The 22,468-nt window shown below is 60.0% G+C and carries 21 protein-coding genes and 1 pseudogene; 10 read left to right on the top strand and 12 right to left on the bottom strand.

Annotated features, from left to right (window positions below):
• Positions 1–284: pseudogene (locus E1K68_RS27700) on the bottom strand (hypothetical protein); the annotation flags it as partial.
• 31 nt (positions 285–315) lie between these two features.
• Between E1K68_RS27700 and E1K68_RS06420 the strand changes: the two are divergent.
• On the top strand, positions 316–1,086 hold the full coding sequence (locus E1K68_RS06420; protein WP_034134311.1) for a MipA/OmpV family protein: 771 nt from the start codon (positions 316–318) through the stop codon (positions 1,084–1,086).
• A 132-nt stretch (positions 1,087–1,218) separates the two neighbouring features.
• Here E1K68_RS06420 and E1K68_RS06415 read toward each other — a convergent pair whose 3' ends face one another.
• From E1K68_RS06415 to E1K68_RS06395, 5 genes are all read right to left on the bottom strand, one after another.
• The gene (locus tag E1K68_RS06415; RefSeq protein ID WP_212613886.1) at positions 1,219–1,623 is read right to left on the bottom strand and encodes a transporter; all 405 of its coding nucleotides are present in this window, start codon (positions 1,621–1,623) and stop codon (positions 1,219–1,221) included.
• Complete coding sequence (locus E1K68_RS06410; protein WP_003188930.1) at positions 1,620–2,000, bottom strand: EamA family transporter; 381 nt, start codon at positions 1,998–2,000, stop codon at positions 1,620–1,622. Before E1K68_RS06410 ends, E1K68_RS06415 begins: the two co-directional genes overlap by 4 nt.
• The gene (locus tag E1K68_RS06405) at positions 1,997–2,917 is read right to left on the bottom strand and encodes an arginase (RefSeq protein ID WP_034134472.1); all 921 of its coding nucleotides are present in this window, start codon (positions 2,915–2,917) and stop codon (positions 1,997–1,999) included. Before E1K68_RS06405 ends, E1K68_RS06410 begins: the two co-directional genes overlap by 4 nt.
• Before the next feature lie 227 nt (positions 2,918–3,144).
• On the bottom strand, positions 3,145–3,798 hold the full coding sequence (locus E1K68_RS06400) for a DsbA family oxidoreductase (RefSeq protein ID WP_212613885.1): 654 nt from the start codon (positions 3,796–3,798) through the stop codon (positions 3,145–3,147).
• A 54-nt stretch (positions 3,799–3,852) separates the two neighbouring features.
• A complete protein-coding gene (locus E1K68_RS06395) occupies positions 3,853–4,872 on the bottom strand; it encodes an alpha/beta hydrolase (RefSeq protein ID WP_003188925.1) in 1,020 nt (339 codons plus the stop codon).
• A gap of 182 nt (positions 4,873–5,054) precedes the next feature.
• Here E1K68_RS06395 and metR point away from each other — a divergent pair, with 182 nt between their 5' ends.
• Positions 5,055–5,972, top strand: a complete 918-nt coding sequence (gene metR / locus E1K68_RS06390; protein WP_003188924.1) for a transcriptional regulator MetR — start codon at positions 5,055–5,057, stop codon at positions 5,970–5,972.
• A gap of 70 nt (positions 5,973–6,042) precedes the next feature.
• Here the strand turns inward: metR and E1K68_RS06385 are convergent, their stop codons facing one another.
• Genes E1K68_RS06385 through E1K68_RS06375 form a run of 3 tightly spaced genes read right to left on the bottom strand, consistent with a single transcriptional unit; the run spans position 6,043 to position 8,308 of the window.
• Entirely contained in the window at positions 6,043–6,588 is a 546-nt protein-coding gene (locus E1K68_RS06385) for a GNAT family N-acetyltransferase (protein WP_003188921.1), read from the bottom strand.
• The gene (locus tag E1K68_RS06380) at positions 6,585–6,998 is read right to left on the bottom strand and encodes an NUDIX domain-containing protein (RefSeq protein ID WP_003188920.1); all 414 of its coding nucleotides are present in this window, start codon (positions 6,996–6,998) and stop codon (positions 6,585–6,587) included. Before E1K68_RS06380 ends, E1K68_RS06385 begins: the two co-directional genes overlap by 4 nt.
• A complete protein-coding gene (locus E1K68_RS06375; RefSeq protein WP_014717113.1) occupies positions 6,995–8,308 on the bottom strand; it encodes an HD domain-containing phosphohydrolase in 1,314 nt (437 codons plus the stop codon). Before E1K68_RS06375 ends, E1K68_RS06380 begins: the two co-directional genes overlap by 4 nt.
• A 199-nt stretch (positions 8,309–8,507) precedes the next feature.
• On the opposite strand from E1K68_RS06375, the gene E1K68_RS06370 reads away from it, so the two are divergent.
• From E1K68_RS06370 to E1K68_RS06355, 4 genes are read left to right on the top strand one after another with little or no spacing between them, the layout of a single operon-like run.
• Complete coding sequence (locus tag E1K68_RS06370) at positions 8,508–10,382, top strand: GGDEF and EAL domain-containing protein (protein WP_212613884.1); 1,875 nt, start codon at positions 8,508–8,510, stop codon at positions 10,380–10,382.
• 34 nt (positions 10,383–10,416) lie between these two features.
• Entirely contained in the window at positions 10,417–11,382 is a 966-nt protein-coding gene (locus E1K68_RS06365) for a cytochrome c peroxidase (RefSeq protein ID WP_212613883.1), read from the top strand.
• The gene (locus tag E1K68_RS06360; protein WP_212613882.1) at positions 11,379–13,196 is read left to right on the top strand and encodes a DAHL domain-containing protein; all 1,818 of its coding nucleotides are present in this window, start codon (positions 11,379–11,381) and stop codon (positions 13,194–13,196) included. Before E1K68_RS06365 ends, E1K68_RS06360 begins: the two co-directional genes overlap by 4 nt.
• Positions 13,193–14,572, top strand: a complete 1,380-nt coding sequence (locus E1K68_RS06355; RefSeq protein WP_034134319.1) for an ATP-binding protein — start codon at positions 13,193–13,195, stop codon at positions 14,570–14,572. Before E1K68_RS06360 ends, E1K68_RS06355 begins: the two co-directional genes overlap by 4 nt.
• A gap of 20 nt (positions 14,573–14,592) precedes the next feature.
• Here the strand turns inward: E1K68_RS06355 and E1K68_RS06350 are convergent, their stop codons facing one another.
• Both E1K68_RS06350 and E1K68_RS06345 read right to left on the bottom strand, forming a co-directional pair.
• Positions 14,593–14,865, bottom strand: coding sequence for a type B 50S ribosomal protein L31 (locus E1K68_RS06350; RefSeq protein ID WP_014717108.1), 273 nt, complete (start codon positions 14,863–14,865; stop codon positions 14,593–14,595).
• Between the two features lie 281 nt (positions 14,866–15,146).
• On the bottom strand, positions 15,147–16,088 hold the full coding sequence (locus E1K68_RS06345; RefSeq protein WP_222938870.1) for a hypothetical protein: 942 nt from the start codon (positions 16,086–16,088) through the stop codon (positions 15,147–15,149).
• 196 nt (positions 16,089–16,284) lie between these two features.
• Here E1K68_RS06345 and E1K68_RS06340 point away from each other — a divergent pair, with 196 nt between their 5' ends.
• The 3 genes from E1K68_RS06340 (at position 16,285) to bglX (ending at position 20,619) form a co-directional block, all read left to right on the top strand.
• Positions 16,285–17,904, top strand: coding sequence for an FMN-binding glutamate synthase family protein (locus tag E1K68_RS06340; protein WP_057711005.1), 1,620 nt, complete (start codon positions 16,285–16,287; stop codon positions 17,902–17,904).
• Positions 17,905–17,916: 12 nt separating this feature from the next.
• Positions 17,917–18,201: a putative quinol monooxygenase gene (locus E1K68_RS06335; protein ID WP_003188906.1), complete on the top strand. Its 285-nt coding sequence runs from the start codon at positions 17,917–17,919 to the stop codon at positions 18,199–18,201.
• A gap of 111 nt (positions 18,202–18,312) precedes the next feature.
• Positions 18,313–20,619, top strand: coding sequence for a beta-glucosidase BglX (bglX, locus tag E1K68_RS06330; RefSeq protein ID WP_094774882.1), 2,307 nt, complete (start codon positions 18,313–18,315; stop codon positions 20,617–20,619).
• A 129-nt stretch (positions 20,620–20,748) separates the two neighbouring features.
• Here the strand turns inward: bglX and E1K68_RS06325 are convergent, their stop codons facing one another.
• On the bottom strand, positions 20,749–21,123 hold the full coding sequence (locus E1K68_RS06325; RefSeq protein WP_034134324.1) for a GtrA family protein: 375 nt from the start codon (positions 21,121–21,123) through the stop codon (positions 20,749–20,751).
• A gap of 213 nt (positions 21,124–21,336) precedes the next feature.
• Here E1K68_RS06325 and E1K68_RS06320 point away from each other — a divergent pair, with 213 nt between their 5' ends.
• Positions 21,337–22,467, top strand: coding sequence for an OpgC domain-containing protein (locus E1K68_RS06320; RefSeq protein ID WP_003188901.1), 1,131 nt, complete (start codon positions 21,337–21,339; stop codon positions 22,465–22,467).
• Position 22,468: the final 1 nt, after the last annotated feature.

Genomic DNA, 22,468 nt, shown 5'->3' with positions numbered 1-22,468 from the left:
TGGAGGACGTTGTCGATGACATCGGTGGGGGTAATGGTCCCGTCGAAGTCACACACGATATGCCAGTTGATCATCTGCCTTTCCTTTAGGTAAAGGGCCTTGGAGGAGCGCGCTGTATGCGCTTGCCAAGGGATAGAGCAGGGACTGTGCCAACTGGCGAAAACCCCGCAGGGCTGGGGGTTGGCGCGAAATGCGCAGCGATATATGTCGCAGGAGCTACAATTTTTGTAGCTTGCTACAAACAACATGAGTGCTTGCGCAGGCGCGCCGGTTTGCGCGTTCATGCGCGCCTGCCCACCTTCAGGAAACGTCCCCATGTCCAAGTTCGCTGCTGCTGTATTCACCGGTTTACTTGGAGGGTGGGGCCTTTGCAGTGCCGCATGGGCAGAGGGCATCACGGGCGATGTGGGCGCGGGCCTCAGCTATCAGCCCCACGACCCCAGCGGCAGCCGCTACGAAACCCGGCCTGTGCCGTACCTGGACCTGGATTGGGGTGACGTCAGCCTGAGCACCGATGACGGCCTCACCTGGAGCGCCCTGGATACCCACGGCCTTACCGCTGGCCCCTATATCAACTACCTTTCGGGGCGCACCTCCAACGGCGAGTTGCAAGGCCTGCGCAACGTGTCGGACATGGCGGAAGTGGGCGGTTTCGTCCAATACGCCCCGGCCAATTTCTGGCGGGTCTACGCGCAATTGGGCCAGGCCGTGGGCGGCGGGCATTCCCAGAGCGGCGCCCTGGGTAAAATCGGCGGCGAACTGGGTTACCCCTTGGGTGGAGGGATTATCGGCAGCAGCGGCCTGGTTGCGCATTTTGCCGATGCGCGCCAGACCAATACCTTTTTCGGCGTAGACAACAACGAAGCTGTCGCCTCGGGCTTACGGCCGTATAACGCGAGCGGCGGCTTTCAGAACGTGACGCTGAGTCAAAGTTTTTCCTTCCCCCTGGCGCCCCATTGGTCACTGCTGACCAGTGCCAGCTGGGTACACCTGGTGGGGTCGGCGGCCAAGAGCAGCATCGTCAAAGAGGCTGGCCAGGTGAATCAGGGCCAGGTGCAGACGGCGATCAGCTACACCTTCGACTGAATTACCCGGGAGCAAAATGTGGGAGCGGGCTTGCTCGCTAAAGCAGTGTGTCAGTCAGCTAATATTTAACTGATCCACCGCATTCGCGAGCAAGCCCGCTCCCACATTGGGCCTGCGTTCATAGCACTATTTTCAGTGTTCTTCGCCCTCAGCCAAAAGGGCGATACCACCGATAATCACCACCACGCCTACCCAATGCAACGCGCTGATGTGCTCGCCCAGCCCCAGCCAAGAACCCAGCAATACGGCCACAAACACCAGCGAACTCAGCGGAAACGCCAGGGACAAACTGCTACGCCGCAGAATCAGCATCCACACAAAAAACGCCCCGAGATAGCTGGCAATCGCCGCCAGAATTCCCGGGTTGCGCGCCACGTCCACCAGCCATTGCCAACTGAAGTCCATCGGCCCCAATTGATCGCCGGCCACCTTGGTGAACAATTGCCCTGCGCTTTCGGTGGCGATCAGCAATGCCCATAGCACCAGGGTGCCAAGCCGCCCATGCAGCCAGCCAGTATTGATTGTCTGCGTTGTCATGCCTGGTTCCCCGCGATTGCTACCAACATCACACCCAACGTGATCACCAACGTGCCCAGCCAGCGACGTCGGCTGACGGTTTCCTTGAGCACCACCCTGCCCGCCAACACCACCAGGCAATAGGCCAACGCCGCCAGCGGAAACAGCAGACTCAAGGGCGCACGGGACAGCGCTTCGAGCCAGACAAAAAACTCAATCACATAGGCGCCGACGCCGGCCCACAACAGCGGCGCATTGAACACCTGGCCCCAGAACGCACGCAGGCGAAAACCGCCATCGAGTTGCGGCAAACGGTCCACGCCCAATTTGAAACACAGCTGGCCAATCACATCGAGGACGATGGAAAACGCCAGTAACAACACCACGGTCAGGGTCACGGGAACAGCTCCTCAAACAGGTCGATCAAGGCTTCATTGGTTGCAGCATTACGCTGCAAGTCTTGCGGGCTCCAGCGCTCCGGTGGCGGCTGATCAGACTTGGCTTCCCAGCGCTTGAACGCGTTGCTGAACGCCGGCGTGGCGAACTCACCGCAGACGTCGATGCCAATGATGCGTTTACCCGCCGCCAACGCCCGCAGGGCCTGGAGCAAATGGGTCAGGCGCATGCCGCCCTGGTCCCAGTTGGTGGCGGCGTCTTCACTGGCCAGCACATCTTTGTCGATGGTGATCCAGATCGCTTCGGTGGGCAGGCTGGCAATCATCTGGTCGAGGAAAGCCGCCCAATCCAGGTCCGCCAAGTTGCGCCAATGCAGGTGGTTTTCCTGTTGCTGGTGGCCGGCGCCGTCCCCCACCCGGCCCCAGACCTTGGACGGCGGATGCTGCCAGGGAAACAACTGCAAACGCCCGCGCTTGAGGGCGCCAAGGTTGCCGCCGCGCAGTTGCGGGTTATGCAGGTCATCGCTGCACGGGCCGAGGGTGACGATGCGTTGGATCGCCGGCATCTTCAGCGCCCGGTTGACCCACGAACCGCAGTGCCGCTTGGGCGCAAAGCGCACCCAGTCGGGGTGGTTGTCAAAGTGGATCAGGCTGATGGGCTCTTTGAGGTCGGCCAAAAAGGCCGGCGTAAGGTGGTGATAATCGCCGGAGCCAACAAACAGGATTTCCGGGCGCGCGTCACGGGGCCGAGGCCGCTGGGCCAGGCGCTCGACGAAACGTTTCCAGGTTTTTTCGGTGGACCACAAACGCAATTTCGGGCCCAGGTCCAGCAGGTCCAGGCGCGTGGCCCGACCGCTGGCCAACCGCCGGGCAATCGGTGCCTGGCCGGTGAGGCTGTGGTCAAGGTCAAGAATGTTCAAGGTAAGTTTCACCCCTAATGGCAGCGCCCAACCGCAGGCCGGTTGGGCTTTAGGGGGGTAATGCAAGGGATGGGCCAGCGCTTGGATGAGCGCCATTTTTGCAAACAATGAGTATCAAGTGTGGGAGCTGGCTTGCCTGCGATAACGGTGTGTCAGCCAGCCCATTTGCAACTGACAGTCCGCTATCGCAGGCAAGCCAGCTCCCACATTTTGCTCCGTGTTCGGTTTCAGGATTTGGATTCGTTGATGATCTGGCGAATCGCGCCGACGAAGGCTTCAGCCGGTTGCCCACCGCTCACCGCATATTGGTCATTGAAGACAATGGTCGGCACCGAACTCACCCCTCGGGAAACCCACAGCTGTTCCTGCTCACGGACTTCGGCGGCGTATTCATCGCTGGCAAGAATCTCGGCGGCGCGCGCAGTGTCCAGCCCTACGCTCTCGGCGATGATCGCCAGGGTCGCGTGATCGGAAGGGTCCTGGCCATCGCTGAAATACGCCTTGAACAGCGCTTCCTTGAGGTTGTACTGCAAGCCTTCCAACCCAGCCCAATGCAATAGGCGGTGCGCGTCGAAGGTGTTGTAGATACGGCTCTGGCCATCGGTGCGAAAAGCAAAGCCCAACGCGGCGCCCATGTCACGGATACGCGCACGATTAGCCTGGGACTCTTCAGCCGTGGAGCCGTACTTTTCGGTAATGTGCTCGACGATGTTCTGACCTTCGGCGGGCATGTTCGGGTTCAGTTCGAACGGTTGAAAATGAATCTCGGCCTGCACCTCGCTGCCGAGCTGGTCGAGGGCTTCGGTCAAGCCGCGCAGGCCGATGATGCACCAGGGGCAGGATACGTCGCTGACGAAATCGATTTTCAGGGGAGTACTCATGGTGGGCAACCTCGCAGGCAGTCATGCGCATAAAGGTTGCACGATACACCACCTTCACAGCACCTTCGAAGGCTCGCTCAAATCGATCTGCGCCCAATGCGCGCCATCCTGGCGATGGGCTTGCAGGTAGGGCAACACCGCCGCCAACAAGGGCGCCTTGAACGCTTCCTGAAAACGGTGGGCCAGGCCGGGAATCAATTTCAACTGGCTGCCCTGGATATGCGCGGCCAGGTGCACGCCGTGCATCACCGGCAGCAAGGGGTCGGCGGTGCCGTGGACGACCAACGCAGGCACGCGCAGTTGGTTGAGCAAGGGCACACGGCTCGGCTCGGCCAGGATCGCCATGATCTGGCGCTTCACGCCTTCGGGGTTGAAGGCGCGGTCATAGGACAGCGCCGCCTGGTGCAGCAACGCCTGGCGATCGTCCTTGATATCCGGGCTGCCCAACGCCGCGAGCAAATCCGCCTGTTGCTCCAGCGCCACCTCACGGTTGGGCGCGCTGCGCCGCGACAGCAATTGCACCAGCGCCGCGTTCGGCGCGGGCAGGCCCTCGGCGCCGGAGCTGGTCATGATCAGGGTCAGGCTTTCCACACGCTGTGGCGCCATGGCCGCCAGGTGTTGAGCGATCATGCCGCCCATGCTCGCGCCGAGTACGTGAAATTGCTGCACCTGCAGCGCATCCATCAACCCCAGCGCGTCGTCGGCCATATCAGTCAAGGTATAAGGCGCGGCCACCGGCAGGCCGAGTTTGTAGCGCAGCACTTCGAAAGTCAGGTTGGCGCTCGCCGGCGCCTGCCGCCAAGTGGACAAGCCCACATCGCGGTTGTCGTAGCGAATCACCCGGAAACCTTGTTCGCACAGGGCCACCACCACTTCATCCGGCCAGTGAATCAACTGCCCGCCCAGGCCCATCACCAACAGCAACGCAGGGTCGGACGCACGGCCGATACTTTGATAGGCGATGCTCACCTGAGCCAGGTCGACCGTTTGGGTCGGGACATTGACATCACATCGAGAAGCCGCAAAGGACGGCAGGCCGAACAGTAGAGCGGCCACAAAAAACAACGCACGCATGAAAAACACCAAAACGCAGAACCCCAGTAGAGCGCGAGTCTGATGAAGTTTGTTCAAGCGCGCTGCCACAGTTCGATGACAGTTTGATGAAGAGCGCCCAGTGGTCATGGTCGACACGCTCCACAACATGAGACAAAATCAAGCAATCCGTTTTAATCGCAAATTTTCTTCATGGAGCGCCTGTGCTCGAAATCCGTCACTTGAAAACCCTGCACGCCTTGCGCGAAGCCGACAGCCTGGTGGAGGCCGCCGAACGCCTGCACTTGACCCAGTCCGCCCTCTCCCACCAGTTCAAAGAGCTGGAAGAGCGCCTGGGTATGCCGCTGTTCGTGCGCAAGACCAAACCGGTGCGTTTCACCAGCGCCGGCCTGCGCCTGCTGCAATTGGCCGACGCCACCCTGCCGCTGTTGCGCGGTGCCGAGCGCGATATTGCTCGGCTGGCCGGGGGCACCGCCGGGCGCTTGCACATGGCAATCGAATGCCACAGCTGTTTTCAGTGGCTGATGCCGACCATCGATCAGTTCCGCGATGCCTGGCCGGAAGTCGAGCTGGACCTGGCCTCCGGCTTTGCCTTCGCGCCGCTGCCGGCCCTGGCCCGTGGCGACCTGGACCTTGTGGTGACCTCCGACCCGCTGGAACTGCCGGGCATCACCTACGTGCCGCTGTTCACCTACGAAGCCATGCTGGCGGTGGCCAACCAGCACGCGCTGGCGAACAAGTCTTACATCGTGCCGGAAGACCTGCTGACAGAAACCCTGATCACCTACCCGGTGGAACGTGACCGCCTGGACATCTTCACCCGCTTCCTGGAACCGGCCGACGTTGAACCGGCCCAGGTTCGGACCTCGGAGCTGACCGTGATGATGATGCAACTGGTGGCCAGTGGTCGTGGTGTGTGCGGCATGCCCCACTGGGCGCTGCATGAATACAGCTCGCGCGGGTATGTGAAGGCCAAGCGGTTGGGCGAGAAAGGGTTGTTCGCCACGTTGTATGCGGGCATTCGTGCCGACATGCTCGATGCGCCTTACATGCGCGACTTCTTGCTGACGGCCAAGGACACCTCGTTTTCCACGCTGGATGGCGTCAGCGCGGTGCGTTGAGCGGGCTCTGAGTGTGCGGGCTAGCGTGGGAGCTGGGCTTGCCCGCGATGCTTGCACCGCGGTGTTTCAGTTACACCGTGGTGATGCTATCGCAGGCAAGCCAGCTCCCACAGTCCACCTGCAGTTCGCGCCACATGTGGATCTTGTCGAAGTACTCCACGCCTACCCGCACAGCCAATGGCTCCAGGCCGTACTGAATGAAACCGCAGCGCTGGTAGAGCGCAAAGGCGGCGTCATTGCCGGCGGTGACGGTCAGTTGGATCAATTTGAGGCGCGGGTGGCGACGGGCTTCTTCCAGTGCGGCTTGCACCAGTTGCCGCCCAAGCCCCTGCTGTTGATAAGCCTCGGTCACGTACATGCCGAACAAGGTCACCTTGTGCCGGGCCTTCTCCCGAGGCTCAAATGCAAGGCCGACAATACCCGCCAACTGATCGCCGTCGAAGGCGCCAAACAGCCGGTCCAGCGGGCTGCCGAGGCGCTTTTCCCACCAGCTCAAGGGCATCAAGGCACGTTCGGCCACGCTGGAGGTGAACGCCTGGGGATAAGCGCCATACGCCTGTAGCATCAACGCCCGGTATACGGGTGCGTCGGGAGCCTCCAGCGGGCGAATGATCATGCGTCGATCAGCGACGCGCGGTAGAGCGGCAGGATCGTATCGCGGGTCAGCGGCGCCAATTGCAGGCCGCCATCGCCCGTGGGGTCGATCCAGCGGATTTCTTCAATTTCCGCCGCTGGCGTGACCGCAACGTCGATCTGCACCTGGAACAGCTCGGCCTGCACGGTGAAGCCCGGTTCGTTGGCGGCAGGCGCCGAGAATTGGCCGAGGTACGTGGCGTCCTCGACCTTGATGTGCAGGTTCAGCTCTTCATACAGCTCACGGGCCAGCGCCTGGACGGGTTGTTCGCCTGCGTCGATCTTGCCGCCAGGTTGCATGAACGCCTGGGTGCCGCGCTTGCGCACCAGCAGGGTCTGGCCGGCTTGGTCAATGAGGATGGCGGCGGCGATGCGGATGGTTGAATCATTCATGAAAGAATCGAGGTCTCTTCGGGCTGTTTGATAAATACGCTGTACTTGGCGCCTTCCATCGCTTCGAACGCGATCAATTTGTCCACCAGCGGCAAGTTAAGCACCTTGCCAGCATTGAGCAGCAGCATGCCGTTATCGGCATTGAGGTTACGGGCCAACACCATGCCGGCCTCAAGCTCACGGGTCGTGAGGACTTTGACCGTGGGGTCGCCCAGGGTCACGTCGCTGAGGAAGGTGGCGCAGGCCTGCACAAAATCTTCCACCAACGCCGGGTCATACAGGCGCCCGGCGTACTTGCGGATATACAACAGCGCTTCGTCGCTGTTGAGGTGTCGCTCCAGGATCAAGCCTTTCTGCAATTCGATAAAGTCCACCGCCAGCTTCAGCAGCCGTGAACCGGGCGGGATGGTATCGCCCTTGAGGTGGTCGGGAAACCCCGTGCCGTCCCAACGTTCCTGGTGATGACGAATGATCCGCGCCGCATCCTTCATCGGCTCCAGGGTCATCAGCAACGACTCGCTCTGCCCCGGATACTCACGGTACAAGCCACGGTCGGTGCTATGCAGTTTGTCTGACGGTGCAACCATCATGCTGTCGGTCCAGCTCAACTTGCCGATGTTGTACAACGCGGCGGCCATGGTCAGGTCACGGGTGCTGGATTCGTCCATGGACTGGGCGGCGCAATACACGCGGATCAACTCGATCAACGCACGGTTGGTCTGTTTGTCCTTGGGCAAGCGCAGGTTGGCCAGCAGCGAGAATACTTCGGTGCCGGTCACGTAGCTGCGCTTGAGCTCGTCGTAGGCCAGGTCGAGCATGTCGGCGGTTTGTTGCAACTCGGCGGTACGCGCCGCCACGCGTTTTTCCAGGGTGGCGTTGAGCAGCTTGAGCTGTTCGGTCTGGTCTCGGGCCAAGCGTTCAAGCCGTTGATGCTCGAGGGTTTGCTGCAACACCAGTTGCAACTCCTCGTCGTTCCAGGGTTTGCTGATGTAGCGGTGGATCTGCCCGTCGTTGATCGCCTTGATGATGGTGGTCAGGTCGGCGTAGCCGGTGAGCAGGATGCGGCTGGTGGCGGGATACAGGCGGTGGACCTCGGCCAGCAGCGTGGCGCCGTCCATGCCGGGCATGCGCGCATCGCTCATCACCAGATCGATAGGCCGGGTCGCCATGATCTCCAGCGCCTGGGCGCCGCTGGTGGCCAATACCACGTCATAGGGCTGGCCGCGCAGCAGGCGGCGCAGGCTGTTAAGGATCGACTCTTCATCGTCGACCAGCAAAACAACGGACTTCGTAGCGAGTTGTTCATCCATGGCGACTCTGCCTTCAAATTAAACGAAGTTAGGCTAAATTGAATCCGCGCAATACAAAGCGCGATTGATTTGACGCCAACTGGCCGTCGATATCAAGGGAACTCAACTATGCTGCACTGCATGCTTGCGCCCCGTTCAGTTGTAGAACCAGGGAAGGAATTATCATGCCATCAAGCCTTTTGCACGTGCCGAGTGCGCCATGAGGACGGAATCGGGCCGGGCCAACCGACGCATCCTGATCGTGGATGACACGGCTTCGATCCACCAGGATTTTCGCAAGATCCTCTGTGCCGACGAGCATGGCGAGCCCTCCCTCGATACCCTGGAGTCCGCCCTGTTCGGCACCACCGCACCGGTGCGCCAGGCGTTTGACCTGGACTCCGCCTACCAGGGCCAGGAAGCCTTGGCACTGGTCAAGAAAGCCCTCGACGCCCACTCGCCCTACGCCATGGTGTTTATCGACATGCGCATGCCCCCTGGCTGGGACGGCCTGCACACCATCGAACAGTTGTGGGAGGCGGACCCCAACTTGCAAATCGCGCTTTGCACGGCCTATTCCGACTATTCCTTCGAGGCCATCGAAGCGCGCCTGAAATACAACGACCAACTGCTGATCCTGAAAAAGCCCTTCGACCACCTGGAAATCCGCCAGATGGCCAGCGCCCTGACCTGGAAATGGCAACTGGCCCAGGACGCGGCCCTGAAGGTGATCAGCCTGGAGCGCACCATCGAGGAACGCGTGCAGGAGCTGCTCAAGGTCTCGCACTTATTGCAATACGACGCCCTGACGGAGTTGCCCAACAGCACGTTGCTGGGCGACCGCCTGACCCAGGCGATCGCCTTGGGCCGCAGGCACGACACGCAACTGGCGGTGATGTTTCTGGGGCTCGACCGCTTCAAGCGCATCAACAACGCCCTGGGCTATCCGGCAGGCGACGAGGTGCTGGCGCAGGTGAGCCTGAGCCTGGTGGCGGCGGTGCGGGCGTCGGATTCGGTGTTTCGTTACGGCTCCGACGAGTTCGTGGTGCTGCTCAACGATATCCAGCATCCCCAGCAAACCCAGCACATTGCGCAAAAGGTACTCAATGCCGTCAGCGCGACTCGCCATGTCGCGGGGCATGACCTCAGTGTGAGCGCCAGCCTGGGCATCAGCATTTACCCCGATGACAGCGACAATGCCGTGGGCTTGCTCAAGCATGCTGAAACCGCGATGCGTACCAGCAAAGAGCGCGGCTCGGGGGATTTCAGCTTTTACACCGAAGACATGAACCTGCGCGCCCAGCACCAGCAAAACCTGGAAAGCGCGATCCGCCAGGCGCTGGACCGCGATGAGTTTGTGCTGCATTACCAGCCCAAGCTGGCGCTGGAATCCGGGCGCATCGTCGGCGCGGAAGCGCTGACACGCTGGTTTCGACCGCAGTCAGGTTGGGTCAGCCCGGCGGAGTTCATTCCGGTCGCCGAAGACAGCGGCCTGATCGTACGCCTGACTCAGTGGGTACTGCGCCAAGCCTGCACACAAGCCCAAGCCTGGTGCGAGATGGGCCTGGCACCCCTGCGCATGTCGGTGAACATCTCGGCGATCGACTTTCGCCAACGAGACTTCGTCGACAACCTGGCCGCCATCCTGAAAGAAACAGGCCTGCCGCCCACCCAACTGGAACTGGAAATCACCGAAAGCGTGCTGATGCAGAACGTCGATGAAACCGTGGAGACCCTGCAAAAGATCAAGGCCATGGGCATCCGCCTGGCTCTGGACGATTTCGGCACCGGCTACTCCAGCCTCAGCTACCTGCGGCGCTTTCCCATCGATGTGCTGAAGATCGACCAATCCTTTGTGCGCGGCCTGCGCATCAATAGCCAGGACGAACAGCTGATCAGCGCTATCATCGGCATGGGCAAGAGCCTGGAGCTGAACATCATTGCCGAAGGCGTGGAAACCATCGACCAACTGAATTTCCTCAAAGCCCAGCAGTGTGAAGAGGGCCAGGGCTTTCTATTCAGCAAGGCGCTGCCTTCGAAAGATTTTGTGCAGTTGCTGCAAACGGATAGCGCGACACTGATGCCCGATCAATAAAATAAATAGCCCTAGGCCTGCAAGGAGTGCTCGCTTGAGCAACGTCGTAAACCACCGTTCTGGCCTGATGTTCGCGTTATGCCTGGGCACTACATCGCTCGCAGCCGCGCCACTGAACGAAGCGCTCAAGCCCTTGCCGGCGGTTCCCGTACTGGACCCGGCCAAGGTTGAGCTGGGTCGCCAGCTGTTCAATGAGCCGCGCTTGTCGGTCAACAACACCTTGTCCTGCGCCAGCTGTCACCCACTGACCAGCGGCGGCGCCGACAACAAGCCGTTCTCCATTGGCTTTGACGGCAAGCCGGTGCAGATCAATACCCCTTCTGTGTTCAACGCCAGCCTTAATTTCAAACAGTTCTGGAACGGTCGGGTGGACACGTTGCAGGCCCAGGTCGAGCAGGTGGTGATCAGCCCGGTGGAAATGGGCAGCGACTGGAATACCGTGGTGCGCAACCTCTCCGCCCTGCCCGCCTACCAGAACGCGTTCAAACAGGCCTACCCCGATGGCGTCACCGCTTCCAATGTGCAAAACGCCCTGGCCACCTACGAACGCACGCTGCTGACACCCAACTCGCGGTTTGACCAATACGTGCTGGGCGACACCGATATCCTGACCCGCCAGGAAAAATACGGCTACCAACGCTTCAAGGATTACGGCTGCATCGCCTGTCACCAGGGCGTGAACATTGGCGGCAATATGTTCCAGAAGTTCGGTGTGATGGGCGACTACTTCAAGGCCCGCGGCAACCCGCTGGAATCGGACCTGGGGCGCTACCTGCTGACCCAGGATGAAGAGGACCGCCATGTATTCAAGGTGCCCAGCCTGCGCAATGTGGCCGTCACGGCGCCGTACTTCCACGACGCCTCGGCCAGGACGCTTGAGGAGGCGGTTGACGTGATGTTCAAGTACCAGTTGGGGCGCAACCCGTCCCAGGAAGACAAGGACCTGATTATCCAGTTTCTCAAGACCCTGACCGGCGAATGGGCGGGCAAACCGCTATGAGACGCTTGTCACGCCGACGTATCAGCCAGATCCTGCTAGGCCTCATCACCCTGTTACTGGCCTCCACCCTGGTATTTTTGTACCTCAAGTCTTCACGCGACCAGACGGCCACTTATACCCAGTCGCGCGACTTGATCCGCCAACTCCAGCAGCTCAATGCCCAGTGGGACAGCGAAGTACTCAAGGCCAGGATCGCGATCACCCACAACTACGACCCACTGGTCACACCGCTGACCGAAATGACCCGCATCGGGGCTGAACTGGAAAGTCGCGACACCTACCACAGCGCAGCCGACCTGCCCGGTTGGCAAGCCAGCCATGCGGCGTATCTGAGGGCCATCGAGGAAAAAGCCCGGTTGGTCGACCAGTTCAAATCCCACAACGCAGTGCTGCGTAACTCATTGGCTTTTTTGCCGACGGCCGAAGACGACATCCAGGCCCAATTCAACAGCATGACCGACGAAGGCCGGCTGCAGCTGCAAAGCGTGGCCACCGACACTTACGACCTGCTGCTCAGCAGCCTGGAGTTTGCCCAGGTCACCAGCGACGAACGTGCCGCCGATATCCTGGTGGGCCTGGGCAAACTGGCCATCAACCAACAAAGCCTGCCCAGTGAGTTCCAGGCACCGGTGGAGATCCTCAGCAATCATATTTCGCTGATCCTGCGCGAACAGCCACTGGTCAACAGCCTGCTGGAGCGGATTGCCGCCGTGCCGGTGGCCGAACACCTCGATGACTTGACCACCCACCTCAATCAGGACCAGCAAGCCACAGACCTCATCGACCATCAATACCATCGCTACCTGCTGATCTTCTCGACCTTGCTTGTGGTGCTGCTGCTCTACCTGGCGGTGCGCCTGTTGCGCAGCTTCGCCGAGATAAACCGCGTCAACCGCGCGTTGCAGGCCGCCAACGAAACCCTGGAGCAACGCGTGGAGCGGCGCACGCAACAGCTCAAGGATGCCCAGAGCGAGCTGATGGACAGCGCCCGCCAGGCCGGCATGGCAGAGATCGCCACCAACGTGTTGCACAACGTCGGTAACGTGCTCAACAGTGTGAATATCTCCGCCGATCTGGTCAGCCGCAAGTTGCGCGCCAGCAAGGCGCTCGGCCTGGGCAAGGCCATGCAGTTGATCAACGCCCATCAGGGCGACCTGGGCACCTTCCTTACCGAGGATGAAAAGGGCAAGTTGCTGCCGGGCTATCTGAACCAGTTGGTCGAAGCGATTGCTGTCGAACAGCAAGGCATGAGCGATGAGCTGGCGCAGTTGAGCAAAAGTGTGGACCACATCAAGGACATCGTCTCGACCCAGCAATCCTATGCGGGTGCGTCTACCTTGCTGGAGCCGGTCAATATCAGCGCCTTGATGGACGACGCCCTGCGCATGAACGCCGGCGCGCTGAGCCGTCACCATGTCACTGTTGTGAAGGCGTACGCCCCGGTGCCGGAGATTTTGGCGGACAAGCACCGGCTGCTGCTGATCATGGTCAACCTGATCAGCAATGCCAAATACGCCATGGACAAACTGTGTGAGCGGCCACGGCAAATCACCCTGGCGGTGGAATCGGTAGGCGACGAGACCCTGAAGATCAGTGTGAAGGACGATGGCGAAGGCATACCGCCCGAGAACATGGCACGCATCTTCACCCACGGTTTTACCACCCGCAAGGAAGGCCACGGCTTCGGCCTGCACAGCTGCGCCCTGGCCGCCGTGGAAATGAACGGCCAGCTCAGCGCCCACAGCGACGGGCCGGGCCTTGGCGCCGTCTTCACCTTGACCATCCCCTTGACCCTTGCCGGAAGCAGCTCATGAACCAACCTCCCAACCGGCGCATCCTGCTGATCGATGACACACCGTCCATTCATGAGGATTTTCGCAAGATCCTGATGCCCGACGAAGCCTCAACCGAAGCGCTGGATGAGATGGAGTCGGCACTGTTTGGCGACGCCGCCAAACCTCAAGCCCAGGCATTCGAGCTGCACGGCGCTTACGGCGGCGAGGAAGGCCTGGGCTTGCTGACCAGCGCCATGGCGCAACAGCGCCCCTATGCGTTGGCCTTCGTTGACATGCGCATGCCCCAGGGTTGGGACGGCGCCAAGACCATTGAAGAACTGTGGAAAGTCGCCCCCGACCTGCAAGTGGTGGTGTGTACCGCCTACTCGGACTATTCCTGGGATGACCTGTTGTTTCGCCTGCACGCCCACGACCGCCTGCTGATCCTGAAAAAACCCTTCGACAACATCGAAGTCCAGCAAATGGCCAACACCCTGGCCAACAAATGGGACATGGCCCGCCGCGCTTCCCTGCAAACCTCGCAGCTGGAGCGGTTGGTGGAAGAACGCACCCAAGCGCTGCAACTGGAAATTGAAGAGCGCAAGCACCTGGAAAGCCAACTGGTGCAGTCGGAAAAACTCGCCTCGCTGGGGCAACTTGCGGCCGGCGTCGCCCATGAGATCAACAACCCGGTGGGCTTTATTTCCTCCAACCTCAGCACCCTCGACAGCTACTTCAAGCAGCTGCAACAGATGCTCGATGCCTACCAGCACAGCGAAGCGCACATCGGGGCGCCAGAACATCGCGAACCGCTCACGGCATTGCGCAACGAGCTGGACCTGGATTTTCTCAAGGACGACATTCCGATCCTGATCCGCGAATCCAAGGACGGCATCGGCCGTGTGGTGCAGATCGTCAAAGACCTGAAGAACTTCTCACGGGTGGATAACGACCAGACCTGGCAATTTGCCAACCTGCAGCAAGGCATCGATTCGACGCTGAACATCGTCGCCAGCGAACTCAAGTACAAGGCCGATGTGGTCAAGCACTACGCGTCGCTGCCGGAAATCGAATGCCTGGCCTCCCAGCTCAATCAGGTGGTGATGAACCTGGTGATCAACGCCGCACAAGCCATGGGCCCTGAGCGCGGCACCATTACCATCAGCAACGGAGTGGAAGGCGAAAACGTCTGGCTGGAAGTCGCAGACAACGGCTGTGGGATTGCCCCCGAGACCGTGCAGAAAATCTTCGACCCGTTCTTTACCACCAAGCCGGTGGGCGAAGGTACGGGGTTGGGGTTGTCGTTGTCCTACGGGATCGTCAAAAAACACCGCGGCGATATCAGCGTCAGCAGCGAGCTGGGCAAGGGTACGAAGTTTCGGGTGGTACTGCCGATTCGGCAGACGGCGGCGTAGGACACGCCGCCGGATCATGCTCATGCGTCAGCTTTTTTCGGGCTCGACCCAAACGATGCAAAACGCTTGTTGAACCCGGCAATCCGACCTTCGGCCTGGGTCTTGCGCTGCTGGCCGGTGTAGACCGGGTGCGAGGCGCTGGAGACGTCCAGCGGTATGTAGGGATAGGTGTTGCCGTCGCTGTGTTTATGGGTGCGATCACTGTCGGCGGTGGAACCGATGAGGAAGAACACGTCGGCGGCAGTGTCGTGGAACAGCACGGTGCGGTAGTCGGGGTGGATACCAGCTTTCATGAGGCCTCCGGGGCGTTTGGGCGCAGTTGATTTGTTATACAGTAACACAAAATCAAACAACCAAACGAGAACCTATTGCAATAAGAATAGATTGCGCCGATCTATGCCCCTAGGTATTGCGTCACGCTCCGCGATCAAACTGTGGGAGCGGGCTTGCTCGCGAAGGCGGGGCAGCCTACTCATGCCTACCTGACGGGCCGAGATCTTCTATAGATATTTATGGCCTTATGGGGCTTTCTGGAAATCCCTTTCCAAGAACCAAACCTGTCTCCCCTCCGATCTTAGCTGCCCGCCTTATTCAACACTGTCTTGACCAGCTCTGGCGTGGCCTCATTTTTTTTCACAGCACTGGCATACCCTTTTAAGACGCCCCAGATATCCCCCTGCGCAGCACTCTCGAGCGCCTGATCAAAACCATCGGCCCGGGTTTTGTCAAAACCATCCTTGGCCCCCTTGAGGGCCCCGACCAACCCCTGGTCTGCATCGCCGATGCCCAGAAGAATATTGCTGAGCCCAGGAATAAACCAGGTTCTCTTTCCAGCTTCGCCGGAAGCCCACTGCAGATTATCTTTGTTGGTGCCATCCGCCTTTACATGGGTGTCGCTGGTACTATCCAGACGGTGATGCTCACGCAAGGCTGAATAACCCTGCTCCGTAAAGTCTTTCCACATACCAGCCGGCGTACCGTGCCGGGCATCGCCGCTACGGGTAATGCCTTCAAGATCGCCATTGCCATGGGCCTTGCCTCGGTGTTTGCCGTCAGCCGATAAGGACGTATCGATATAGTTAAGTACCCGCGCCGCGTTGAAGGCGGCGTCCGCTCGTGCCTGCGGGTCTTTGTTATTGCTCGTCCAATCCCCCAGAAGCTTATAAGCCAATGGGCGATTGATATCTTTCTGATGACCGAGGTTTTTGAGGATCGGGTTGTCGTTGATAATTTGCTCGGCGGTACGGTTATCACCTGGTGGACGGCCAGTAGCCAACTCCGGCTTTCGACTCACATCCTGCTCAGGTTTTTCAATACCCTCCATTCTTTTATGTTCTTGGGCGATCTGCTCGCGCTGCGAGCCGGTTAACTGGCTTTTACCCCCGTCGTCACTGGAAGGCGCAGAACTCCAGACATTGGAAAAAATATTCGCTGTCGTTATCGATGCCGTCATAGGTAAGTTACTCACTCTTGCCGTTATAAATTCCGTCTTGATAAAAGTGTCCTTACTTTCCATTGCCCGGTCATAACCAGACGCCCAATGAATGGTGACGGGGGCGTAATAAGTTCCTCTATCAAGCTGATAGATATTTTTGTCTGTACAAAGACGCCGAAGCACAAAAAAGCGACAGGGCGATCAATCCTTGTCCGTGCTTTATCGACAGGTGCAGAATGGGTGATCGACCTGAAGAGTCCGAACCCAAGGAAACTGTATGAGCCTGTCCTTGTTAAGCCGCTACGCCTTCTTCGCTGTGTGTGTCATTTTCACCCTCGCCAGCCTCCCCTTTATCGAACATGAATGGCTGTGGCCTATCACGATAGTCACCGGTGTACTCAGCCTGATCGGCATTGTCGACCTGCTGCAAAGCCCTCATGCGGTGCGCCGCAACTATCCGATCCTGGGCAATATCCGTTACCTGGTAGAAACCATCCGCCCGGAAATCCGCCAGTACCTGCTGGAGTCCGACAGCGACGCCCTGCCCTTCTCCCGCGCCCAGCGCTCGCTGGTGTATTCGCGCGCCAAGAACGAAACCGCCGACAAACCCTTCGGCACCCTGATCGACGTGTACCAGTCGGGCTTCGAATTTATCGGCCATTCCATGCGCCCTGCGCCACTGAGCGACCCCAGCAGCTTTCGCGTGATGGTCGGCGGCCCGCAGTGCACGCAGCCGTACTCGGCGTCGGTGTTCAATATCTCGGCGATGAGCTTTGGCTCATTGAGCGCCAACGCGATCCGCGCACTCAACCACGGCGCCAAGCTCGGCAACTTTGCCCACGACACCGGTGAAGGCAGCATCAGCCCCTACCATCGGGAACACGGCGGCGACCTCACTTGGGAACTGGGCAGCGGCTACTTCGGCTGCCGCACCAGCGACGGCCGCTTCGACCCCGAACGCTTCGCCGTGCAGGCCCAGAACCCGCAAGTGCGCATGATCGAAATCAAGATGAGCCAAGGCGCCAAACCTGGCCATGGCGGGATTCTGCCCAAGCACAAGGTCACCCAGGAAATCGCCGAAACTCGCGGCATCATGATGGGTGAAGACTGCATCTCGCCGTCGCGTCACAGCGCGTTTTCCACGCCGATCGAGCTGATGCAGTTCATCGCCCAGTTGCGTGAACTGTCCGGCGGCAAACCGGTGGGCTTCAAGTTCTGCTTAGGCCACCCGTGGGAATTCATGGGCATTGCCAAGGCCATGCTCGAAACCGGCATCCTGCCGGACTTTATCGTGGTCGACGGCAAGGAAGGCGGCACCGGCGCCGCGCCGGTGGAGTTCACCGACCACATCGGCGTGCCGCTGCGCGAGGGCCTGCTGTTCGTGCACAACACCCTGGTGGGCCTGAACCTGCGCGACAAGATCAAGCTCGGCGCCAGCGGCAAGATCGTCAGCGCCTTCGACATCGCCAGCGTCCTGGCCATCGGCGCCGACTGGGCCAACTCGGCACGTGGTTTCATGTTCGCCATCGGCTGCATTCAGTCTCAGTCATGCCACACCAACAAATGCCCGACCGGCGTGGCGACTCAAGACCCGCTGCGTCAACGCGCCCTGGTGGTGCCGGACAAGGCCCAGCGCGTGTTCAACTTCCACCGCAACACGCTGCACGCCCTGGCAGAAATGCTCGCCGCCGCAGGGCTGGAGCATCCATCGCAATTGTCGGCCAAGCACTTGGTACGGCGCATGTCGGCGACTGAGATCAAGCTGTTTTCACAGCTGCATGTGTTCTTGAAGCCCGGCGAGTTGCTCACTGGGGAAGTGAACGGCGAGTTTTATTCGCGGATGTGGCAGATGGCGCGGGCGGATAGTTTTGAGCCCCATGAAATCGCAGCGGCCTGAAGGACACCTAGCATGTTGAAAGTCATCGCTGAAGATTTTATCAAGCCCGAACATCTTGAAACCGTGCGCCCGTGGTACGCCGAACTGGTGGAAAAAACCCGCCAGGAACCGCTGTGCATCGCCTACGATTTGTTTGTCGATCAAAAAGACCCTGGGCACTTCGTCTTTATCGAACAGTGGCCCGATCAAGCAGCGCTGGATGCGCATTGCCAGACCGAGCACTTCACCCGTTTGGTACCGCAGATCAATGCGTATCAGGCCAAACCGTGCAGGGTCTTGCTGATGGAGGCTTTCTGAGAATACCCCGCCTGTCTGAAACGGGCGCGCACTGTCAATTCTGACAGTAGATGATTTTGCTCTGATGCAAAACACTTGAAGGCATCAACCCTACCCATGGACGGGTGAACCATGCCTCTACATTTTGCTTCATTGCTGCTCGCCTGCCTCCCGCTACTGGCGCTAGCCCAGGACGATCCGGTTGAACGCTTGCTGGCGCAAATGACCCTTGAAGAAAAAATTGGTCAGCTCAGCCAACTTGGCATCCAGACTACGCCCACCGGCCCCGTCATTGATCAAGGCACGCAAACACAGATGCCCGTCACCCTGGTGGGGTCGGTACTGGGGGCGAGTACCGCGCAACAGACCCGCCAGTTGCAAGAACAGGTAGTCAACGGCTCTCGCCTGCATATTCCCTTGTTATTCGCCTATGACGTGTTGCATGGTTTTCGGACGGTGTTTCCAGTGCCCTTGGCGCAAGCCTCAGCGTGGGACCCGGACCTGGCACAACGAACCGCACGCGCGGCAGCCGTAGAAGCCACCGCCAGTGGCGTGCATTGGACCTTTGCGCCCATGGTCGACGTTACCCGTGACCCGCGTTGGGGACGCGTGGTGGAAGGCGCAGGTGAAGATCCGTTTCTGGGTTCTGCACTGGCCGCTGCCCTCGTGCATGGCTTTCAGGGCGCAGGTGCCCCTGACGTCTCGTCGATGCTCGCGACGGCAAAACATTTCGTGGCCTACGGCGCTGCCGAAGGCGGTCGAGACTATAACGTTGCCGACCTGTCGGAACGTACCTTGAGAGAAGTGTACTTACCTCCCTTCCAGGCCGCCGTCGCAGCCGGCGTCGATGCAATCATGCCGTCCTTCAACGAGGTGGCCGGCATTCCCATGCACCGCCATACCGCCCTGCTGACCGGTCTGTTGCGCAAACAATGGGGGTTTACCGGCTTGCTGGTCAGTGATTTCAATGCTGTCTGGGAACTAGGCCCACAAGGCATTGCCGCCACGGCGGCCGACACCGCACGGCTGGCGTTCACTGCCGGGGTGGATATCGAGATGGCCAGTCAATCCTATCGCCAACACCTGCCGACGCTGGTGCGCAACGGTCAGGTATCGCGCAAAACTGTGGACGACGCCGTGCGTCGCGTACTCACGGCTAAGCAACGCCTGGGGCTGTTCGATGACCCCTATCGGTACAGCGACGAAGCCCGCGAGCGGGCCAGCCAGCTCACGCCCCAACACCGCGCCCTGGCTCGAGAAGCGGCGCAGAAATCCATCGTCTTACTGAAAAACAGCGGCACATTGCTGCCGCTTTCCAAACAGCCGGGCAAGGTCTTGGTTGTCGGCAGCCTCGCCTCGGACGCCAGCGCCACGATCGGCCCATGGGCCGGGGCCGGACGCGCCGAAGAGTCCGTCACTGTGCTGCAAGGTCTGCGCAATGCAGTCGCACCTGGCACCGAGATTGTTTACCTGCCCGGCGCCTCGCCCAGCAGCCCGCATATCCAAGATATCAAGCAGGTCGAACGTACTGCGCGTGAAAGCGACCTGCTCATCGCCGTGCTCGGAGAAACCGCAGAACAGAGCGGCGAAGCCCATAGTCGCGCCGAACTTGGCCTGCCGGGTGGGCAGAATGCGCTGCTAAGCACACTACTGAACACAGGAAAGCCGCTGGTCATCGTCCTGATGAACGGCCGCCCGCTGGTGCTCGATGAGTCAGTCCAACAAGCGCCCGCCTTACTCGAAACCTGGTTCCTGGGCAGCGAGACCGGGAATGCCGTGGCCGATGTGCTCTTTGGTGACGTAAACCCCAGCGGCAAGCTGCCAATGACGTTCCCACGTCATGTGGGCCAGATACCGATTTACTACGCGCATAAAAATACCGGCCGCCCACCCAGCGGTGATGGCAGTTACGCATCCGCCTACATTGATGTGCCCTGGCCCCCCCTGTATCCATTTGGCTTCGGCCTGAGCTACACCTCGTTCGTCTACTCCTCTCCTCGCCTGAGTAGCCCTCGACTGACCTCCACCCAGACGCTGGAGGTTGAAGTCACCGTCACCAATACGGGCAAACGCGCCGGTGATGAAATCGTCCAGTTGTACCTGCGCGATGATGTTGCCAGCGTCACTCGACCAGTGCGCCGATTACGGGGTTTTCGCAAAATTCATTTAGCACCGGGCGAAAGCCGCAGCGTGAGCTTTTCCCTGGGCCAACAGGACTTTGCCTTACTCGACGAGCATTTCTCGCCGAAGGTCGAGGCCGGCGGTTTTACCGTCTTCGTGGGGCCGGATTCGACGACTACCAACCAGGCGCATTTCGAGGTGAGCGATACGCGCCGGTTGCCTATTGCGGGGCAGTCTGTCCCACCGGCGTTGCCCAACTGGGCTGCCGAGCGGTTGTCGATTATTTGTTTACAGGCGAGAAATAGCGAAGCGACTTGAAGACTACCGCCTCAAAACATATGAGCCTGGCCAGTCAGCGGCGAGTTTATGCGGGCGTGGCCCATTGCGTGCGCAGTAAAACGCGCACCGTTTGTTCCTCGTTGAACAGTGGCACCACCAGCGAGATTTTCATTGTCCACGCTCGCGAAACACCACACAGTGCGACAGCAAAAAACCGCACACCAGGCTGACCAGCGAAAACACCAGCACGGTGACAATCCCTGGCATACGCAGATGGTCGCCCAACCATCCCACAGCCAGGCTCAAGCCGCCCATGCAGGTCATGAACAGCAAGTAGCGGCCCAAGGAAACGGGGCTATCAAACGTAAAGAGGGCATTGATGTAAAACGAGAACGACGCTGCCACACAGAACGCCAGCAAATTACTCAGCGCCTGATTCAACTCAAACCCTGTCCGGAACATGAAAAACAGCTGCCAATGGATCACCGTATTGGCGATACCAATCAGCGTGTAGCTGGAGAATCCTTTCCAGAGTCGAGTCATGCTTCAGTCCTGTGCGGCTACGCCAAGCAAGCCACGGCTGCCAAACGCCGTCTACTGTCAACCTTGACAGGTACCCCAAGCCCAATTGAGACATTCAGCAATACCCAGCCTTTGCAATTGCTTACAAATACCGCCAACCTGCGCCCGCCCGACGTGCGGCGACGCCCGCGCGCACCTATCGTCATTCAACTACTTGTTCAAGAGCCCGCTGCCATGCTGAACGGACGCGACCCGCGCATCGATTTTTTTCGGGGCCTGGCGTTGATCTTCATTTTCTGGGATCACGTGCCCCACAACCCCTTGGCCAATGTCACCGTGCAGAACTTCGGGTTCAGTGACGCCGCAGAAATCTTCGTGTTTCTGGCCGGCTACGCAGCCGTGCTGGCTTACGGCAAGATTCTGCAGCGCGATGGCTATCTCTTCGCCTGCCTGAAAATCCTGCGTCGGGTGTGGACGCTCTACGTGGCGCATATTTTCCTGTTGGCGCTGTTGATGGGCATCGTGATTTTCGCCAACAGCCATATCGAGACCCGCGACCTGGTGCAGGAGATGGGCCTGGAATATTTCCTCACCAATACCCAGCAGGCCTTGCAGGATGAACTGCTGCTGCGCTTCAAGCCCAACCTCACCGACCCGTTGCCCTTGTACATCGTGCTGATTCTGAGCCTGCCGCTCACCCTGCCGCTGCTGGTGTATGTGCCCAACGTGATGGTGGCGATCTCGGTGGCGGTGTACCTGCTGGCGCCCTGGCAGGGCTGGAATTTGCCCGCGAGCAACGGCGGGGTGTGGTACTTCAACCCCATCACCTGGCAATGCTTGTTCATCCTCGGCGGCGCAGCCGCGTTGCGCTCACCCAGCCCGGCCGAAGCGCGGCCGTTGCTGCGCCAACCCTTGTTTGTGGCCGCTGCGCTCTACGTGTTGGTGACCTGTGTGATCACCCTGTCGTGGCGCTGGCCCGAGGTGCATGACGCCTGGATGCCACGCGTCATTGGCGGATGGCTGTACCCCATCAGTAAAACCGACCTGTCGCCGGTGCGCCTGCTGCACTTCCTGGCCCTGGCCTACGTGACCGCCAAATTGCTCCCCGACGTCGGCTGGACAAAGCAGTGGCTGGCCCTGCAACTGGCGCGGATGGGGCGTTACTCTCTGGAGGTGTTTTGCCTGGGCGTGGTGCTGGCGCCATTGGCCGACATGCTCAATGCCATGGGGGGCGACAGCGTGGCGATCAAGTTATCCACCGCCTTGGCCGGTGCTGTGTTGATGGGCGTATTGGCCGCCTGGCTGGACCTGAACAAGCGCCTGGACCAACGCTACGCCAACCGCGCCGTCGTCGCGACTACATAGT

The sequence above is a fragment of the Pseudomonas sp. B2021 genome, assembly GCF_018135665.1.
GTDB lineage: Bacteria > Pseudomonadota > Gammaproteobacteria > Pseudomonadales > Pseudomonadaceae > Aquipseudomonas > Aquipseudomonas lactis.
Note: the sequence above shows the minus strand (reverse complement) of the source record. Positions and strands in the feature narration are given on the sequence as shown.

What these genes read in the sequence shown, in the direction of transcription:
- E1K68_RS06325 (WP_034134324.1), bottom strand. Translation starts at nt 21,123, where the DNA reads ATGACTCGACTCTGGAAAGGATTCTCCAGCTACACGCTGATTGGTATC.
- E1K68_RS06420 (WP_034134311.1), top strand. Translation starts at nt 316, where the DNA reads ATGTCCAAGTTCGCTGCTGCTGTATTCACCGGTTTACTTGGAGGGTGG.
- E1K68_RS06380 (WP_003188920.1), bottom strand. Translation starts at nt 6,998, where the DNA reads ATGAATGATTCAACCATCCGCATCGCCGCCGCCATCCTCATTGACCAA.
- E1K68_RS06385 (WP_003188921.1), bottom strand. Translation starts at nt 6,588, where the DNA reads ATGATCATTCGCCCGCTGGAGGCTCCCGACGCACCCGTATACCGGGCG.
- E1K68_RS06400 (WP_212613885.1), bottom strand. Translation starts at nt 3,798, where the DNA reads ATGAGTACTCCCCTGAAAATCGATTTCGTCAGCGACGTATCCTGCCCC.
- E1K68_RS06370 (WP_212613884.1), top strand. Translation starts at nt 8,508, where the DNA reads ATGAGGACGGAATCGGGCCGGGCCAACCGACGCATCCTGATCGTGGAT.
- E1K68_RS06360 (WP_212613882.1), top strand. Translation starts at nt 11,379, where the DNA reads ATGAGACGCTTGTCACGCCGACGTATCAGCCAGATCCTGCTAGGCCTC.
- E1K68_RS06350 (WP_014717108.1), bottom strand. Translation starts at nt 14,865, where the DNA reads ATGAAAGCTGGTATCCACCCCGACTACCGCACCGTGCTGTTCCACGAC.
- E1K68_RS06375 (WP_014717113.1), bottom strand. Translation starts at nt 8,308, where the DNA reads ATGGATGAACAACTCGCTACGAAGTCCGTTGTTTTGCTGGTCGACGAT.
- E1K68_RS06395 (WP_003188925.1), bottom strand. Translation starts at nt 4,872, where the DNA reads ATGCGTGCGTTGTTTTTTGTGGCCGCTCTACTGTTCGGCCTGCCGTCC.
- bglX (WP_094774882.1), top strand. Translation starts at nt 18,313, where the DNA reads ATGCCTCTACATTTTGCTTCATTGCTGCTCGCCTGCCTCCCGCTACTG.
- E1K68_RS06345 (WP_222938870.1), bottom strand. Translation starts at nt 16,088, where the DNA reads ATGGAAAGTAAGGACACTTTTATCAAGACGGAATTTATAACGGCAAGA.
- E1K68_RS06340 (WP_057711005.1), top strand. Translation starts at nt 16,285, where the DNA reads ATGAGCCTGTCCTTGTTAAGCCGCTACGCCTTCTTCGCTGTGTGTGTC.
- E1K68_RS06320 (WP_003188901.1), top strand. Translation starts at nt 21,337, where the DNA reads ATGCTGAACGGACGCGACCCGCGCATCGATTTTTTTCGGGGCCTGGCG.
- E1K68_RS06335 (WP_003188906.1), top strand. Translation starts at nt 17,917, where the DNA reads ATGTTGAAAGTCATCGCTGAAGATTTTATCAAGCCCGAACATCTTGAA.
- E1K68_RS06415 (WP_212613886.1), bottom strand. Translation starts at nt 1,623, where the DNA reads ATGACAACGCAGACAATCAATACTGGCTGGCTGCATGGGCGGCTTGGC.
- E1K68_RS06355 (WP_034134319.1), top strand. Translation starts at nt 13,193, where the DNA reads ATGAACCAACCTCCCAACCGGCGCATCCTGCTGATCGATGACACACCG.